Source organism: Chitinophaga sp. ARDCPP14 (assembly GCF_051362515.1).
GTDB lineage: Bacteria > Bacteroidota > Bacteroidia > Chitinophagales > Chitinophagaceae > Chitinophaga.
Map to the genome: position 1 here is coordinate 1 of NZ_JBKIXB010000008.1, position 15,325 is coordinate 15,325.

Below are 15,325 nucleotides of genomic sequence, written 5' to 3' on the forward strand. Positions count from 1 at the left end.
TAACGGATTGATAATCATTCTCAACTGCCATCACAATGGCTAATTTTTGCTCAAAACTGTATTTTCTGCGTTTATCCATAAAAATGCCCCCTAAAAGTGTCTAACTTTTAGGGGGCAGTACATATATTCGCTTTTATCTCCCTTAATCCTTTAAAAATCCAAAAGTAAAAATCCAGCTAATCAGTAAAATCAGCGTAATCCTGAGCCAAGACAAAATCCGCTCTACGCCATGCGGTCAACTACTTTCTTTAGCGTGAGTCCCTGCACTATGATGGAGAATAGTACCACAAAGTAGCTGGCAGAGAGGATAATTTCCTTATAGGGAGATTCCGGCAACGACAGCGCCAGTGCAACGGAGATGCCCCCACGCAGTCCGGCCCAAACCAATATGGTAATGCTTTTATAATTTGTTTTCAGGGAGCGCTTTAATACAATGGCGGGGATGGTAATACTCAGCGCCCGCGCAATCAGTACAAATACGGTGGCCATTAAACCGGTGAACCAATAGTTTTGCAGGAAGGGCATGATCACAATCTGCAACCCGATCATCACAAAGAGGATGGTGTTCAGCAGTTCATCGATGAGACTCCAGATGTTGTGAAAATAGTGTTGTATTTCTTCTGCATTTTTTGTTCCCAGGGAAGTATTACCCAATATCAATCCGGCGGAAACGGCCGCCAGTGGAATAGATACGTGCAGTATAGCGCCTACCACAGAAATTACCATTACCATGGATAAGGATACCATTACAATGATATTGAAGTCGTCTACACGCTTCATGGTCCTGTAAGCCACAATAGCGGAAACAACACCCAGCAGGATCCCGCCGAATACTTCCTGCGAAAACAGGGCGGCAGCATGTGATAGAGAAACATGACTATCTGTTTGCCCGGCTACTTCTTTCAGGATCACAAATAACAGGATGCCAGTACCATCATTCAGTAAAGACTCGCCCCCAATAATGGTTTCAAGGGCGGGCGGGACTTTTGATTTTTTTAAGATCGATAATACCGCTACCGGATCGGTAGGTGAAATGAGTGCGCCAAACAACAGGCAATATACCAGCGGGATGTCGATGTGCAGCAGTTCAGTGGCCCAGTACAACAGGAATCCGAATATAAAAGTAGAGCCGATAACCCCTACGGTACTCAATACCAGCACGGGATACCGCTGTGCTTTTAGTTTATTGAAATCGAAATGCAATGCGCTGGCGAAAAGCAGGAAGCCTAACATTACGTCCAGCAGCGTACCGGTGAAATCAATACCGTTGGTGACATCTTTAATAAAAGTGAATGCGCCGGGGAAAATTTTACCCGTCAGGGAAATCAGTAAAGATAATAACAGCGAAACCACGATCACACCTATGGTTCCGGGAAGTTTAATGAATCGGTTGTTGATGTAGGAAATTAATGCACTAATGGTAACTAAAGCCGTTATCAGCGTAAATGTGTTCATAAGTAATCGAATAATGCCGGTTAAAAAATCAGGTTCCTATTGTTGCTACAGTAGTTTTAAAGGTAGAAAAAAATGTAGCAAATCAAAGTCCCACCGGCATTATAGGATTATTTTTTCCTGGAAGACTTAGCATTTACGTTAAATTCTAATGCCATTTTAATCCAGTATTGTAATTGTTTTTTTGTGTGCAGCTCACCTTCATCTACAAAAATAAATCCTTTCATTTCTTTGCCCCCATGAATCATTACTTCGGCGCCGGAAGAGGATTCGACTACCTCGTCTGATTTAGCAGGATCAATTCTTACCATCATTTTATCGGGCCGTACGCCCACGCACATTTTATCGTTTACCATGAAACACAGGCCACCAAACATTTTCTTTTCCGTGATGTTATCGGTGGAAGCATAAAGGATTTCGCGTACGCGATCAGCGAGTTTTTCATTGAATGCCATTGAGCTATTTTTTGGGAGATATGAAGGTACGACTTCCTTTAATTACCATAATATTGTAATGAAATTTATAACTATGGCAGGATTGGATACTTTTTACCGCTTCCTGAAGCAGCTGCATCCGGTGTCTGATGACGACTGGCAGCTGTTATCCGAAGGGTTATTTGTGCAACAGGTGAAGGAAGGAGCGGTGTTATTGCCGGAGGGCAAAGTGCCGCGGGAGCTGTTCTTCATTTGTGAAGGTATATTGCGCCTGGTAAAGTATACGGATGACGGAGAGGATATTACCATATTTTTTCTGAAAGAAAATAAGTGTGCCACCATACTGGGCAGTTACCTCGAAGAAACGCCCTCGCCTTACGTACTGGAGGCGGTATGTGATGCGGCTGTAATTGTATTGCATAAGGAATACCTCATGAGGCTATACGAAAAGATCCCTTACCTCAGATCCCTGATAGATCAGATTACCCGGCAAGGCTTGCTGGAAAAGGTGCTGGCCCGGAACGAATACCTGGGACTGGATGCCTCGGAGCGTTACCGGTATTTCCTGCAAAAGGAACCGGATATTGTTTCCCGTGTACCATTGAGTACTATTGCGTCTTTCCTGGGTATTACGCAGCAGTCGCTCAGCCGGATCAGGAAAAATGGCCGCCTTTAATGCTTTTTACCATTTGTTAAATGACGCCTGCTGCCGGCTGCCGAATTTTGTGTTCATAAAAAATTATAATTATGAATACGGATCTGACAGGAAAAAAAGTATTGGTATTGGGCGGTTCGGCCGGCATTGGTTTGGCAACGGCACAGGCGGCAGCGGTGGCGGGTGCAACGGTGATCATTGTTTCCAGTAATCTTGAAAGAGTAAATAAAGCATTGGCGACGTTACCCGGAACCGCGCAGGGCTTTGCGCTGGATCTGGGGAGTGAAGCAGCGGTGCGTGACTTCTTTCACACATCAGGCGCCTTTGATCATCTGGTGTTTACAGCAGGTGGCGCCTTCCCGTTCGGGCAGGTGGAAAGCCTTACAGCCGCGGAATTGCAGGAAGCATTTCAATTACGTTTTTTCGGTGCATTCAATGCCGTAAAGTATGGCAGTAAAAATATATTGCCGGGGGGATCAGTGGTATTGACTACCGGCATCGCCAACTTAAGGCCACAGCAGGGATGGGCCGCCGGCGCCTGCATTTGTGGCGCTATGGAGGGCTTCACCCGCATGCTGGCCATCGAACTGGCGCCTATACGTGTAAACGCGGTGTCGCCTGGTATTGTGAAAACAGCACTCTGGGCAGGAATGCCGGAGGCCGATCGCGAAGCCATGTATAAACAGGCTGCCGGCATGCTTCCGGCAGGCCGCGTGGGCCAGCCGGAAGATATTGCGCAAACTTATTTATACCTGATGCAGAATGGATTCAGCACGGGGCAGATAGTAGTGGCAGATGGCGGCGCCGTACTGGTTTAATGCGCAATGGTAGCGGCGCCAGGCGCCGCTGCCACAGCCGTTTTGATATTCCGGCGGCATACCAGTAATATAAACAGTGCCAGCAGGGAAGTGCCGCACATGGTGATCGCCATCGGCGTAGCCGTGTGCGTGTTATACAGGCTTACCACCGTGGAGGCAAGCGCACCTATTCCCATTTGTGTGGCGCCCATCAGGGAAGATGCGCTGCCCGCATTTTTACTGAACGGGGCGAGCGATAATGCTGTCGTGTTGGGATTGATAAAGCCCAGGCAGCAAAGGTAGATGAACAACAATACGATGATACCGGGTAATGATAAAAAGTTATTCCAGGCGCAGACAATGAAAACAAGCCCGGTGATGGTTTGACAAAGCAGCGCCACCGGTACTATCTGCTGACTGCTGAACCGTTTCAACAACAGGCTGTTCACCTGGCTGGAACCGATCAGTCCTACCGAAAGGCCCGCAAAGATCCAACCATACGCTTTGTCACTGAGCTTATAAATATCCATAAACACCTGGGGGGAAGCTGATACATAAGCGAACAGTCCTGAGAAAGAAACTGCGCCTGCAAAAGTGTAGGTATAAAACTGAGGTTCACTCACCACCGACAGGAAGTTGCTGATAATGGGACCAGGCTTCAGTGACATCGACGTGTCCGGCTTATAACTTTCCGGCAGCCAGAGGATGGTGGCTATCAGGATCAGTGCGCCCATAACGCCCAGTACCAGGAATACTGCGTGCCAGCTAAAGGCGCTGGTTACATAACTGCCCACGGTAGGGGCAATCATGGGGGACGTTCCCACTACGAGCATCAGCAGTGCAAATACTTTGGCATTGTCTTTCACGGGGAAGAGGTCACGCACCATCGCAACAGAAGCTACTGCCGCGGCGCAGCTGCCTATGGCCTGGATAAAGCGGAGGATAATGAGCCCGTTCAGGGAAGACACATACATACAGCCGATAGAAGAAATCACATACAGCACGAGTCCTATGAATAGCGGCTTCTTCCTGCCAAACCGGTCGAGCAACGGACCATATAGTAATTGTCCTGCTGAAATCCCAATAAAAAAGCTCGAAAGCGATAAGGCCACCCTGGTAGGATCTACTCCCAGATCCTTTCCTATAGCCGGAAAGCCGGGAAGATACATGTCGATCGAGAAAGGGCCTAGTGCTGTGAGCGTACCGAGAATCAGGATAAGAAAGAAATATTTCGATTTTGAAAGTTCGTTGGTCAAAATAATATGGCTTTAAAAAATTTCCCTGCAAAAGTAAGAAGAAATACGCCCCTTCGGATGATGTGACTGTTATCTTCTTTTGATTTTACCGTGGGGAGACAAGCATTCGCGTATTTATTCCTGTGTAATATTGATCAGGAAATCATACAGTCCTGTTTCGCCGGGGATGTTCAGTTTCTTGCGAAGCCGGTACCGGCTGGTTTCCACGCCGCGTACGGAAATACCCATCGACTGGGCTATTTCTTTGGTGGTAAGATTAATGCGCAGGTAGGCACAAAGTTTAAGATCAGTGGTGGTCAAATCCGGGTATTGTTTTTTAAGGGTGCGCAGGAAGTTGTTATGCACTTCATCAAAGTGTTGGGAGAACTGCGCCCAGTCTTCTTCGTTATTCTCTGCTTCTTCAAATAACCGCATCACTTTTTTGAAAGAAGGAAGCGCTTCCGGGTCATTGGTTTTCTTTACGCTTTGTATCAGCTCTTCACGGATATTGGATATCAGTTTGCCTTTTTGTACCAGGTGCATCGTGGCGGTGGCCAGCTCTTTATTTTTATGTTGTACGTCTGATTCCAGTTTTTCATTGCGCAGCCGGATCAGCTGTTTCTCGTTTCTTTCCAGCTCCAGCTGGTGTTGAAAAATGAGATGTTGTTGTTCCTGCAGATGTTTGTCTTTCTGTGCAGCAAATTTTTTCTTCTGACGCCGGTACAGGTACCAGGTCAGCCCCGCGAGCAACAGTATATACACCGTCTTCGCTATATAGGTTTGATACCAGGCGGGTAAAATGGTAAAAGAATAACTGGCGGGAGCGGAGATATTGCCGAGGTTATCTTTTGCCTTTACCCAAAAAGTATATTTCCCGTAAGGGAGATTGGTATATTCTTTTTCTGTTTTGGCGGTCCATTCGCCGGGTTGTTTATCGAAGCCGGCCAGCTGATAGCTGTAAGTGATATGATTGCCTTGTTCCGCCGGGGGAGCCGTATATTCAAAATGAAAACTGTTGAACGCATTGGGGAGTACCACTGGCGGCTGCGCACCGGCCGTTTGGTAGCCGCCATACAGCAGGGTGTCTTTCCGGCTGGTGGCTTTTATTTGTCCGAGTAATACTGACAGGCCGGCATCATGACGGGAATATTTTTTATAGTTGAGATGATAAATGCCTTTGTCGCCGCCAAAAAAGATATTCTCCTCATTAAAAGGATAAATGAACTCAAAGCCGCCAACGATTTTCCCGGTGAGTTCGGGGAACCAGGTAATTGTTTGCTGCCGGGGTTTCAATACTCCCGGCTTTTTATCTGCCACCAGCCAGATGTTGCCGCTGCTGTCTTCCGAAAGATATTGCACCGCTGCATTTTTCAGCGGGGCAAACAATCCCTGCGACGGAACAAATTGCTGCCGGGCTTCATCAAATTCATAGATGCCTTTCATGGTGGCGGCTACCATCCGTTGTTGAATACGGAAAACGTAATTATTGTAGGTGGACGGCAGCCCGTCTTTTTGCGTGAACAAGCGGTAGCTCAGGGCGGTGTCATTTTTTAGGGTGAGCAGGTATACACCTCGGTAGGGGTGGGAGGACCAGATACGTTGCTGTGGGTCCATCGCCAGGAAGCGGAGGGATTCGTATAAACCGGAGACGTGCCGGTTGACACGCACCTGTGGGCCGTTATAGCGGATAATAGCCAGGCCATTATAACAGCCGGTAAGTATGTTGTTGGAAAGCGGCAGGTAAGCCCAGCAGCCCAGGTCTTTCAGCACTGCAGCAGCCTTGTTGCCGGTGATTTCAAACGTTCCTTCCTGGTGGGCCATCAGCAGGTGGGAGCCGATAGCAGAAAGGTTCCATACCTGGCCACGGGTGTTGGCCACCGGCTGAAAGTTGCCTTTGGAATAGCTGAGGTCTGCAACGGTGTCCAGTGGTGTGCTGTATAGTCCATCAGAAGTGCCGATGTAAAGGCGCTGATTAAACACCTTTGCCGCATAAGTGGTAAGCGAATTATGTTTGGCGGGTAGTATCTGTTTAATGGCGGTATTGTAACGCAGCTGATCTATACCGTTGTCCAGCGCCAGCCAGATATTATGGCGGGGATCAGCAAACAGGCGGAGCACATTATTATTCTGAAGACCCTCGTCCATGCTGAATTGCTGGATCACGCTGCCACTATTGGCATTGATGATAAAGCATCCTTTGGAGAAGGTGCCCACCGCCAGCTGGCCGTCACCCAGCGGGATGGCGCAATAAATACGGCTGCTCCGGAAAACACTATCTGCTGCTGTTTGCAGCGGGAGTAACTGTTGCCCGGTGATACGGAAAAGCCCATCCTTGAGGGTGGCAACCAGCAGGGTATCATTTTTTTCTTCCAGGAAAGCGGTGACCAGGAGAGATTTGCCCTGGAAGCCGGTGCAAACAGGTTGCCATTTACCGTTTAATAATTTCAGCAGTCCCTGTTTCAGGTCCTGCGCGTAAAGGCCGTGGGCCGTGCTGCCCATTATTTTCCATTCTACGGGAGCATTGTACACGTCTATCTGCCGGTTACGCCAGCCGAATATTTTATTGTTGCTTTTGAAGTAAACGCCATTGTTGAATAATGCAATATTCCAGATGTCTGCAAATTCTGTTTGCCCGGCGGGGATATACTTTTTGAGAGAAGTATATTCCAGGATACCATTTTTATTGGGCAGATAATACCCGAAGTCGTCCTGTGCGCCAACATAAATCTTCCCGTCCGGCGCCACCTTTACCGCGCGCAGGCGGGTGTTGTTGGGTACGGGGTACAGCTTCCAGTAATTGCCGTTGAAGGTAAGAAGCCCTTCATTATTGGCGAAATACAGGATACCGTTATGGTCAATATCAATGTCCCAGGTTTGCCCATTTCCCTGGTATTGGGCTTTACTGAAATTCACCACAGCGGGTAGTCCGATTGTATTCTGGGCTAATAATATTTTTCCGTGGAATAAAAGGGCCAGCAACAACAAATGCTTCATCTAAAAAGCGTTTTACTAAATGTAAAATTTTTTTGCTGATGTAGGTAAGATGTAATGAAGATAGATTAGCTATCAATGTTTTAATGTCCTTTGAAGTAGAAATGACGTAGTGCCGGAAATGATTTTATGCTTTTAAATAGGGATCTTGGATATTCTTATTTTTCTTTTTAAAGAGACACTGTACATGCTGAAATTCCACGTTATAGCACTCACCTTATTGCTGGCTTCTGTGCTGCCTGGTAACGGGCAGGGATATCTGAAAACCCGCGGCCACATTATTGTTAATGAAAAAAACGAGCAGGTGATCCTCCGGGGAATGGGCCTCGGAGGCTGGATGTTGCAGGAGGGCTATATGTTCCGCCTGGGTAATATCGGCCAGCAATACAGGATCCGCGAAAAGATCCGGGAACTGATAGGGCCTGAAAAAACACAGGCATTTTATGATGCGTGGCTTACCAATCATACCACCAGGAGGGATATTGACTCGATGGCGGCATGGGGGTTCAATTCCGTTCGCCTGCCCATGCACTTCAACCTGTACACGCTGCCGGCAGATGAGGAGCCGGTTGCCGGGCAAAATACCTGGCTGGAAAAAGGGTTTGCATTGACCGACTCCCTACTGAACTGGTGTAAGGCCAATCATATGTACCTGATCCTTGATCTGCATGCTGCACCTGGTGGGCAGGGGAACGATCTGCCTATTTCCGACAGGCACCCCGAAAAGCCATCTCTCTGGGAAAGCCAGGCTAACCGGGATAAAACCATTGCCTTATGGCGCAAGCTGGCAGCGCGTTACGCCAACGAACCCTGGATAGGCGGTTATGATATTATCAATGAACCTAACTGGGGATTTGAAGACGCCGGGGATAAAAGGGGCACCAAAGAAACAAAGAACATTCCCCTGAAACAGCTGATGACAGCCATCACCAAAGCCATCCGGGAAGTAGATCAACAGCATATCATCATTATAGAAGGAAATGGTTTCGGGAATAATTACAAGGGCATACTGCCTGCGTGGGATAATAACATGGTGATCAGCTTTCACAAATACGGCAACTTCACCAATACCGCTTCTATCCAGAATTTCCTGGATTTACGGGCGCAATATAACCTCCCGTTGTGGCTGGGGGAATCGGGGGAAAACTCCAATAACTGGTTCACCCATACTATCAGTATGGCAGAAAGCAATGATATCGGCTGGGCATGGTGGCAGCTGAAAAAGATGGGGGGCAACAATCCCCTGGAAATAAAGCTCACGCCCGGTTACCAGGCGCTCCTGGATTACTGGAACGGCAAAGGGCCCGCACCTGCGGAGGATGAAGCCTATCGCGCGCTCATGGAATTTGCAGGCAATACCGGGATCGAAAATAATATTTACCATAAAGATGTGACAGATGCCATGTTCCGCCAGGTGGCTTCCGGTAAGGCCATTCCTTTCCGGGAACATATCATCAAAGACAAGGCTGTGATCCGCGCGGTAGACTATGATCTGGGACGAAACCTTTCAGCGTATAACGACCTGGATACCGCGAGCTACCATTATACGCCGGGTGTTAATACACAGGGGAACCGCGGACACGCTTACCGCAACGATGGCGTGGATATAAAAAAGGAGGATGATGAGTTTGTGGTATTTCATATTGAAAGCGGCGAATGGCTGCAGTACACTACCCGGGTTGCCGCTGCCGGGAACTACACCCTTACCGTAAAAATAAAAGCAGATACCGGTAGTGTTGCCCCCAGGTTTAAGATCAGCAGCGATGACAACGTGCTGGCGGCTGATATTGCCGTGCCATCTGCGGGGCAGCAGGTGGTAGTGAAAAATATCCGCCTCACAAAAGGGGAACACCGGATCCGGATAGCCTTTGTGCAGGGTGGCGGTGTGTTTACCGGGATGACCTTTGAAAGAAAGTAAGAACGCATAAAATTAACTCCACGTTTGATCCATTAGCCTTATTTGTTCACCTTTTCTTTAATTGTAAATTCCATGAAAGAAAAACTGATCTCCATTAGCGTAGGTTCCGTCCTGTTAGTGGTAATGATGAGCGCCTGCAAAAAAGAGGCGAAAACAACCAATAATCTGCAACCTTTGGATGCCCGGCCTGCTGCAGTAGCAGTGCAGGCGGCAGCAGCAGCGTACACGCTGATCTGGTCTGACGAATTTGACGGCACCAGTGTCAACACTTCCAAATGGTCTTTTGAAACCGGTCCGGGTGTTAATAATGAAAAGCAGTATTACCAGTCGTCCAATGCCAGTGTGAGCAACGGCAACCTGGTAATCACCGCGAAGAAGCAGTCCGTGAACGGCTGGCCCTATACCTCTGCGCGAATGAACACCGCCGGGCATTTTACCACGCAGTACGGCCGTATTGAAGCGCGGATTAAACTGGCCTCCGGGCAGGGACTATGGCCTGCCTTCTGGATGCTGGGCAATAACATTGGCTCCGTGGGTTGGCCGAAATGCGGTGAAATAGATATCATGGAGCAGGTAAATACCAGCAACACTGTTTATGGCACTATTCACTGGGATGCCAACGGTCATGTTTCCTATGGCGGCACTTCCAGTACCACTATTACTGATTACCACGTATATGCGGTGGAGTGGGATGCCAATGCAATCCGCTGGTACCTGGATGGTAACCAGTTTGCAACAGCCAATATCCAGAACAATATCAACAGCACAGAAGAATTCCACAACCAGTTTTTTATCATCCTGAACATGGCTGTGGGAGGCGATTTCCCCGGACAAACGATTGATGAAAGTAAACTGCCTGCCAATATGTACGTGGATTACGTGCGGGTATACTCCATTTCCAACAGCGGTGGCAATGCGCCTATTGGCAGCACCATTACGCTCAAAGGATTTAATAATGCTTTTGTGAGCAGTGAAAACGGCACACAGGCCATGACCTGCAACCGCACTACTGCACAGGGATGGGAACAGTTTACCGTGGAAGATGCCGGCGGTGGTAAGGTGGCATTGAAAAGCCAGGGTAAGTATGTTTCTTCAGAAAACGGCGTTAATCCCATTACGTGTAACCGTACCAGTGTGGGCGACTGGGAAAAATTTGACTGGATAGTAAATACAGACGGCAGCATCGCCCTCCGCGGAAATAATGGGCGATATGTGTCGTGCGAAAACGGCACGCAGGCTATGACCTGCAACCGTACCACTATTTCCGGCTGGGAGTCGTTCCGGTATTAAATGATATAGGTTGATGGATCGGGCCGGCCGTGTTAACGGCCGGCTTTCCTATGCTGTAGATCAACTGTTCCATGATACTTCCTTTACGCCGGTATCTGCCTGTATATCTGCGATCAGCTTGCCTACAATGGTTTTATCCATGCTTCTGAAACGTACCGTGATAAAGAAGAAACTGTCTGTTTGCTCGATGTTGCAGGAAGTAATATTGAGCGCGGTGTTTTGAAATAATTTATCTGCTACCTCAATGGATTTGCTCCGTTCAAAAGTGATGATGCGGATAGTTTTTTGTTCAAAGCGGCTGAGGAATCTTTTTTCTACCGGCTGCAGCAGCCACAGGATGATGATGGCAATAGCGGTGGCAATAAATGCGGCGAAATACATGCCGCCGCCGGTGGCGAGCCCGATAGCTGCTACCGTCCATAATCCCGCGGCGGTAGTGAGCCCGCGAACCACGCCTTCTTTCAGAAAAAGAATGGTGCCGGCGCCGATAAATCCTATACCGCTGATCACCTGTGCGGCCACCCTGGAGGGGTCCAGTACAATGTTAGGCTGCCCCAGGATATCGGAAAATCCGTAAGCGGAAACCATCATGGTTAACGCCGCACCTACAGACACCATCATGTGGGTTCTAAGACCGGCAGCCCAGTCCTTCCGTTCTCTTTCCAAACCTATTATACCGCCAAAAACCGCTGCCAGCGATAATCTTATCAATATTTCCATCCAGGGTATCATACTACTAATTTACGCAATAAATTTTCTTTCATCCTGTGGAGGTTGTCTTTCTGCCTGATTACGGTGATTATTCCGATTATAGCCGGGCTTTTAAAGAAGCTCAAAATTTGTATCTTGACATCAATTCATTTATATTTTTCGCATGCTTCCAATCAAACTACGTTTACTCATTGCCGCAGCGCTTCTTTTTTCCGTTACAACCCGGGCGCAGGTAAAGTTCCGGACAATAGCACCCAACGTCACCCAGCCGGGATTAAAGACAGTGCATTCGCCGCATCTTGCCGCAGAACCCGCTGTGGGAAACAACCGCCATCAGCTGATAGTGATGATTCCCGGTACCGGCGGCACGGCCACTGATTTCCGTACATTCGACAGTTCTTTTGCTGCCATGGGCTATTATGTGATCACCCCGGATTATATGAACACGGTGATCACCACAGCGTGTTCCAAAAGTGAAGACAGTACCTGTTTTGATCATTTCCGCCAGGAAATTATGTTTGGTACGCCGGTGAGTGATAAGGTAGATGTAGATTCTGCCAACAGCCTGGTGAACCGTTTTACAAAACTGGTGGTGTACCTGGCTGCGCAGGATCGTGGCTGGAGTGAGTTTGTACGTAATGGACAAGTGCGCTGGGATAAAGTTATTGCTGCAGGTCATTCGCAGGGAGCGGGGCATGCAGCATATTTTGGGAAGCAGTTCCGTTTGCGTGGAGTGCTGATGTTTTCGGGCCCGCAGGATTACCTGCAATATTTTAATGCGCCGGCGCATTGGCAGCAGGAGCGTGGTCGCACGCCGGTGAACAGGTATTATGCGTTTCTGCATGTTGCAGACCCGTTTAATTACCAGTACCAGGTGCAGGATGTAAGTGCGGTGAACCACCAGGCGGTAACCGATACCACGATGGTGCAGCCGGGAATGCCCGTTCACTCCAGGAATAGTATCCTTGTTACGGATGTGGATCGTAAAGATAAACACGGATCTACGCTGGGAACAGACTTCATAGCCGTGTGGAAATATATGATCAGCGGGGCTACCAGGAATTAATAAGGAACTGGCTAACGGTCTCGTGTAAACGATGAACTTTGTCCTCCTGTTTTTTATTCTTTATCTTCGCGGGCGTTCGTTACCATTCTATGTCAAAGAAGAAGAGAAGAAAAAAGAAGAAGCACCAGGGAAGCAGCAGTTTAGCCGTTATCGTTATATTGATCATCGCTGCATTTGCGGTGACTACCTGTTCCCGGAAAATTACCGGAGACAATGAAAAATCTCCTCCAAAGAAATCATCTCACAAAAAAAATACTACTTCCGGCACCAGTGCATTTTTACTGGCAGAAGATTTTGAACCGGGATCCAAAACAAATTATAACAGCGGGGACGTGGCATTATCCAGTGGTACCTGGAAGTTTAAGGATGCCGTCACCGGCAACCTGGAGGAAGATCATAAAACAGGTACACAGGCATTGCGTATCCGGGACAATGGTATGGCCGGGATGAAATTCGATATCCTTGTAAAAGGAACGGTAACGGTTACACTAAAATTTGCCGGGTACGGGGACGACAAAATGGGCACATGGGAGTTGTGGGCATCAGTGAACCGCGGGCAAAGCTATTTTCGTGTGGGGGATCCCGTTAGTGTTACGTCCGGTGTGCTGAAAACAGCCACTTTTACCGCGAAAAGTACGGGCACTATCCGTTTTGATATCCGGAAAACAGATCCCGGCAGCAGCAGGATTAATTTTGATCGGTTCCGGGTCACTGCCGGCGGAAAGGACACATCGGTTAAGCCGGTGGAGAAACCGGCAGGGAGCGACGACGACAACCTGTTACTGGGCAATCCCAGCGATGCCAGTGGATCGTTGGTGATGGCGAATAATTACCTGATGGATAAGGAATATTACAAGCTGTCGTATAACCGTGACAGGGGAACGCCCAATTGGGTGGCCTGGCATGTATCGCGGAAGGACCTGGGCAAAATGTCGAGGGCCAATGATTTCAGGCCGGACGCCGATATTCCTGGGAACTGGTACCAGGTATCCCAAACTAGTTATATGGGCAGCGGATTCGACAGGGGGCATAATTGTCCGTCGGGCGACCGGACGGCCACCCGTGCCGCCAATGAATCCACTTTCCTGATGACCAATATGATCCCGCAGGCGCCTAACCACAACCAGCATTTATGGAAGAACCTGGAAGAATATACCCGGGAGCTGGTGATGAAAGGGAACGAAGTATATGTGATCATGGGCAGCTATGGCAGCGGGGGAGCCGGCAGCAAGGGACTGGCCAAAACAATAGACGGGCGTAAGGTTACCGTGCCGGACCATATCTGGAAGGTCCTCGTAATTTTACCGGAAGGAAACAATGATTTGCAGCGAATTAATAAGAACACCCGTATTATTGCAGTGAACACACCAAATAAAAACGATGTAAATGCGAGGTGGAGCGCTTACCTGACATCTATTGAAGAGATAGAAAAGGCTACCAGGTATAAGTTGCTTGACAAGGTACCGCTGGTGATAAGACAGGAATTAGTAAAGAAAATAGATGCAGGACAGGAGAGAATGTATCGTTAAAAAAAATATTATGTTGTTCTGATAATTAAATTATAAATTGCATAAAATTATTATGTTTTTGTAGTTTGTAAACTAATATCCAAAAAATAAATCATGATAAGTTCCTATAAAAACCAGATTGGCATAATTTTATTGAAAGTACTGTAGCTACATGTAACTTATTGAAGCCTTAGATCGTTATTATAATTAGAAGCTAACTTAAAGTATAACTGGCCGATTATTAATGGAAATAAACCTACACTTTTCTTGATTATATGTACATATAACAAGACAAATACTGTGTACACAACGAAAGAAATGGCGTAAAATAATTAGGGGTAAAATGGCGTTATACTAGAGAAGCTTAACAATATGAGCTTTTTAAACATTAATTTTATATCTAACTAATATGGGTGAAAGAGTGTCGGTGGCCTTACTTGTTACTACATACAACTGGCCGGAAGCATTAAAGCTTGTGCTGGATAGTGTACTGGTGCAAACCGTTCTCCCCGACGAAGTCATTATAGCTGATGATGGCTCCGGAGAGGCTACCAGGGATGTTGTAGAGGCATTCAGACGAAAAACCAATATTCCGGTGAAGCATTTCTGGCATCCGGACGAAGGTTTCCGTAAAACTATCATCATTAACCAGGCAATTACCGGTACTTCTTCCGACTATATTATCCAGATTGATGGCGATATTGTGATGCATGAGCTTTTCATCAGGGACCATATCAGTGAAGCGGAAAAAGGATATTTTATCCGTGGCAGCAGGGTGTTGTTACAGGAAGAGATTACCAGGAAATACCTGAACAATGGTCAATTTGAGCGGGTATCTTCTTTCAGCAGAGACGTGAGAAACCGGATTAATTCACTTCGCATTCCTTTCCTGGCTCCATTGCTGATTAAAAAGAGTCAGCGTTCCCGTAACTGGATCGGTTGTAACTGTGCTTTCTGGAGAGAAGATTTTCTGAAAGTGAATGGTTATAATAACGAATTGAAAGGGTGGGGGCACGAGGATATTGAACTGGCAGCACGTTTTATCAATTCCGGTTTATACCAGAAAAAGGTAAAATTAAAAGCGGTATGTTATCACCTGCATCATCCTTTTAATTCCCGTGTACACGAAAACATCAACTACAGGGTTTACCTGGATACCTTAAACCACGGGATTGCCTATTGTTCCAACGGCTACAGGCACCATTTAACGACGGAGTAAATAATCAAAAAAGATATTTCATAAAAAAGGCCACCAATCGGTGGCCTTT

General features: G+C 47.4%; 12 protein-coding genes. 7 read left to right on the top strand and 5 right to left on the bottom strand.

From position 1 onward, the window contains the following. Nucleotides 1–222 precede the first annotated feature (222 nt). Nucleotides 223–1,455 (bottom strand): cation:proton antiporter, encoded by a 1,233-nt coding sequence (locus ACLHR0_RS21285; protein ID WP_429046770.1) that lies wholly within the window; start codon nucleotides 1,453–1,455, stop codon nucleotides 223–225. Between the two features lie 107 nt (nucleotides 1,456–1,562). Continuing rightward, nucleotides 1,563–1,907, bottom strand: a complete 345-nt coding sequence (locus ACLHR0_RS21290; protein ID WP_436489322.1) for a TfoX/Sxy family protein — start codon at nucleotides 1,905–1,907, stop codon at nucleotides 1,563–1,565. Nucleotides 1,908–1,965: 58 nt separating this feature from the next. On the opposite strand from ACLHR0_RS21290, the gene ACLHR0_RS21295 reads away from it, so the two are divergent. Then, entirely contained in the window at nucleotides 1,966–2,562 is a 597-nt protein-coding gene (locus ACLHR0_RS21295; RefSeq protein ID WP_429046774.1) for a Crp/Fnr family transcriptional regulator, read from the top strand. 71 nt (nucleotides 2,563–2,633) lie between these two features. Beyond that, nucleotides 2,634–3,359, top strand: a complete 726-nt coding sequence (locus tag ACLHR0_RS21300; RefSeq protein ID WP_436489324.1) for an SDR family oxidoreductase — start codon at nucleotides 2,634–2,636, stop codon at nucleotides 3,357–3,359. Here the strand turns inward: ACLHR0_RS21300 and ACLHR0_RS21305 are convergent. Together ACLHR0_RS21305 and ACLHR0_RS21310 are read right to left on the bottom strand one after the other, a co-directional pair. Next, on the bottom strand, nucleotides 3,356–4,594 hold the full coding sequence (locus tag ACLHR0_RS21305; RefSeq protein ID WP_429065363.1) for a multidrug effflux MFS transporter: 1,239 nt from the start codon (nucleotides 4,592–4,594) through the stop codon (nucleotides 3,356–3,358). The genes ACLHR0_RS21300 and ACLHR0_RS21305 overlap by 4 nt on opposite strands. A gap of 114 nt (nucleotides 4,595–4,708) precedes the next feature. Continuing rightward, nucleotides 4,709–7,567, bottom strand: coding sequence for a ligand-binding sensor domain-containing protein (locus tag ACLHR0_RS21310; RefSeq protein ID WP_436489326.1), 2,859 nt, complete (start codon nucleotides 7,565–7,567; stop codon nucleotides 4,709–4,711). A gap of 184 nt (nucleotides 7,568–7,751) precedes the next feature. Here ACLHR0_RS21310 and ACLHR0_RS21315 point away from each other — a divergent pair, with 184 nt between their 5' ends. Both ACLHR0_RS21315 and ACLHR0_RS21320 read left to right on the top strand, forming a co-directional pair. Then, nucleotides 7,752–9,482: a cellulase family glycosylhydrolase gene (locus ACLHR0_RS21315; RefSeq protein WP_436489328.1), complete on the top strand. Its 1,731-nt coding sequence runs from the start codon at nucleotides 7,752–7,754 to the stop codon at nucleotides 9,480–9,482. 72 nt (nucleotides 9,483–9,554) lie between these two features. After that, the gene (locus ACLHR0_RS21320; protein ID WP_436489330.1) at nucleotides 9,555–10,772 is read left to right on the top strand and encodes a family 16 glycosylhydrolase; all 1,218 of its coding nucleotides are present in this window, start codon (nucleotides 9,555–9,557) and stop codon (nucleotides 10,770–10,772) included. A 60-nt stretch (nucleotides 10,773–10,832) separates the two neighbouring features. Here the strand turns inward: ACLHR0_RS21320 and ACLHR0_RS21325 are convergent, their stop codons facing one another. Beyond that, the gene (locus tag ACLHR0_RS21325; protein ID WP_429046784.1) at nucleotides 10,833–11,504 is read right to left on the bottom strand and encodes an MgtC/SapB family protein; all 672 of its coding nucleotides are present in this window, start codon (nucleotides 11,502–11,504) and stop codon (nucleotides 10,833–10,835) included. Between the two features lie 142 nt (nucleotides 11,505–11,646). Between ACLHR0_RS21325 and ACLHR0_RS21330 the strand changes: the two genes are divergently transcribed. The 3 genes from ACLHR0_RS21330 (at nucleotide 11,647) to ACLHR0_RS21340 (ending at nucleotide 15,276) form a co-directional block, all read left to right on the top strand. Continuing rightward, nucleotides 11,647–12,549, top strand: a complete 903-nt coding sequence (locus tag ACLHR0_RS21330; protein ID WP_436489332.1) for a BPSS1187 family protein — start codon at nucleotides 11,647–11,649, stop codon at nucleotides 12,547–12,549. 89 nt (nucleotides 12,550–12,638) lie between these two features. Next, complete coding sequence (locus ACLHR0_RS21335) at nucleotides 12,639–14,078, top strand: DNA/RNA non-specific endonuclease (protein WP_436489334.1); 1,440 nt, start codon at nucleotides 12,639–12,641, stop codon at nucleotides 14,076–14,078. 388 nt (nucleotides 14,079–14,466) lie between these two features. Then, a complete protein-coding gene (locus ACLHR0_RS21340; protein WP_429046790.1) occupies nucleotides 14,467–15,276 on the top strand; it encodes a glycosyltransferase family 2 protein in 810 nt (269 codons plus the stop codon). Nucleotides 15,277–15,325 lie beyond the last annotated feature (49 nt).

What these genes read in the sequence shown, in the direction of transcription:
- ACLHR0_RS21300 (WP_436489324.1), top strand. Translation starts at nt 2,634, where the DNA reads ATGAATACGGATCTGACAGGAAAAAAAGTATTGGTATTGGGCGGTTCG.
- ACLHR0_RS21340 (WP_429046790.1), top strand. Translation starts at nt 14,467, where the DNA reads ATGGGTGAAAGAGTGTCGGTGGCCTTACTTGTTACTACATACAACTGG.
- ACLHR0_RS21330 (WP_436489332.1), top strand. Translation starts at nt 11,647, where the DNA reads ATGCTTCCAATCAAACTACGTTTACTCATTGCCGCAGCGCTTCTTTTT.
- ACLHR0_RS21325 (WP_429046784.1), bottom strand. Translation starts at nt 11,504, where the DNA reads ATGATACCCTGGATGGAAATATTGATAAGATTATCGCTGGCAGCGGTT.
- ACLHR0_RS21315 (WP_436489328.1), top strand. Translation starts at nt 7,752, where the DNA reads ATGCTGAAATTCCACGTTATAGCACTCACCTTATTGCTGGCTTCTGTG.
- ACLHR0_RS21335 (WP_436489334.1), top strand. Translation starts at nt 12,639, where the DNA reads ATGTCAAAGAAGAAGAGAAGAAAAAAGAAGAAGCACCAGGGAAGCAGC.
- ACLHR0_RS21290 (WP_436489322.1), bottom strand. Translation starts at nt 1,907, where the DNA reads ATGGCATTCAATGAAAAACTCGCTGATCGCGTACGCGAAATCCTTTAT.
- ACLHR0_RS21285 (WP_429046770.1), bottom strand. Translation starts at nt 1,455, where the DNA reads ATGAACACATTTACGCTGATAACGGCTTTAGTTACCATTAGTGCATTA.
- ACLHR0_RS21310 (WP_436489326.1), bottom strand. Translation starts at nt 7,567, where the DNA reads ATGAAGCATTTGTTGTTGCTGGCCCTTTTATTCCACGGAAAAATATTA.
- ACLHR0_RS21295 (WP_429046774.1), top strand. Translation starts at nt 1,966, where the DNA reads ATGAAATTTATAACTATGGCAGGATTGGATACTTTTTACCGCTTCCTG.
- ACLHR0_RS21320 (WP_436489330.1), top strand. Translation starts at nt 9,555, where the DNA reads ATGAAAGAAAAACTGATCTCCATTAGCGTAGGTTCCGTCCTGTTAGTG.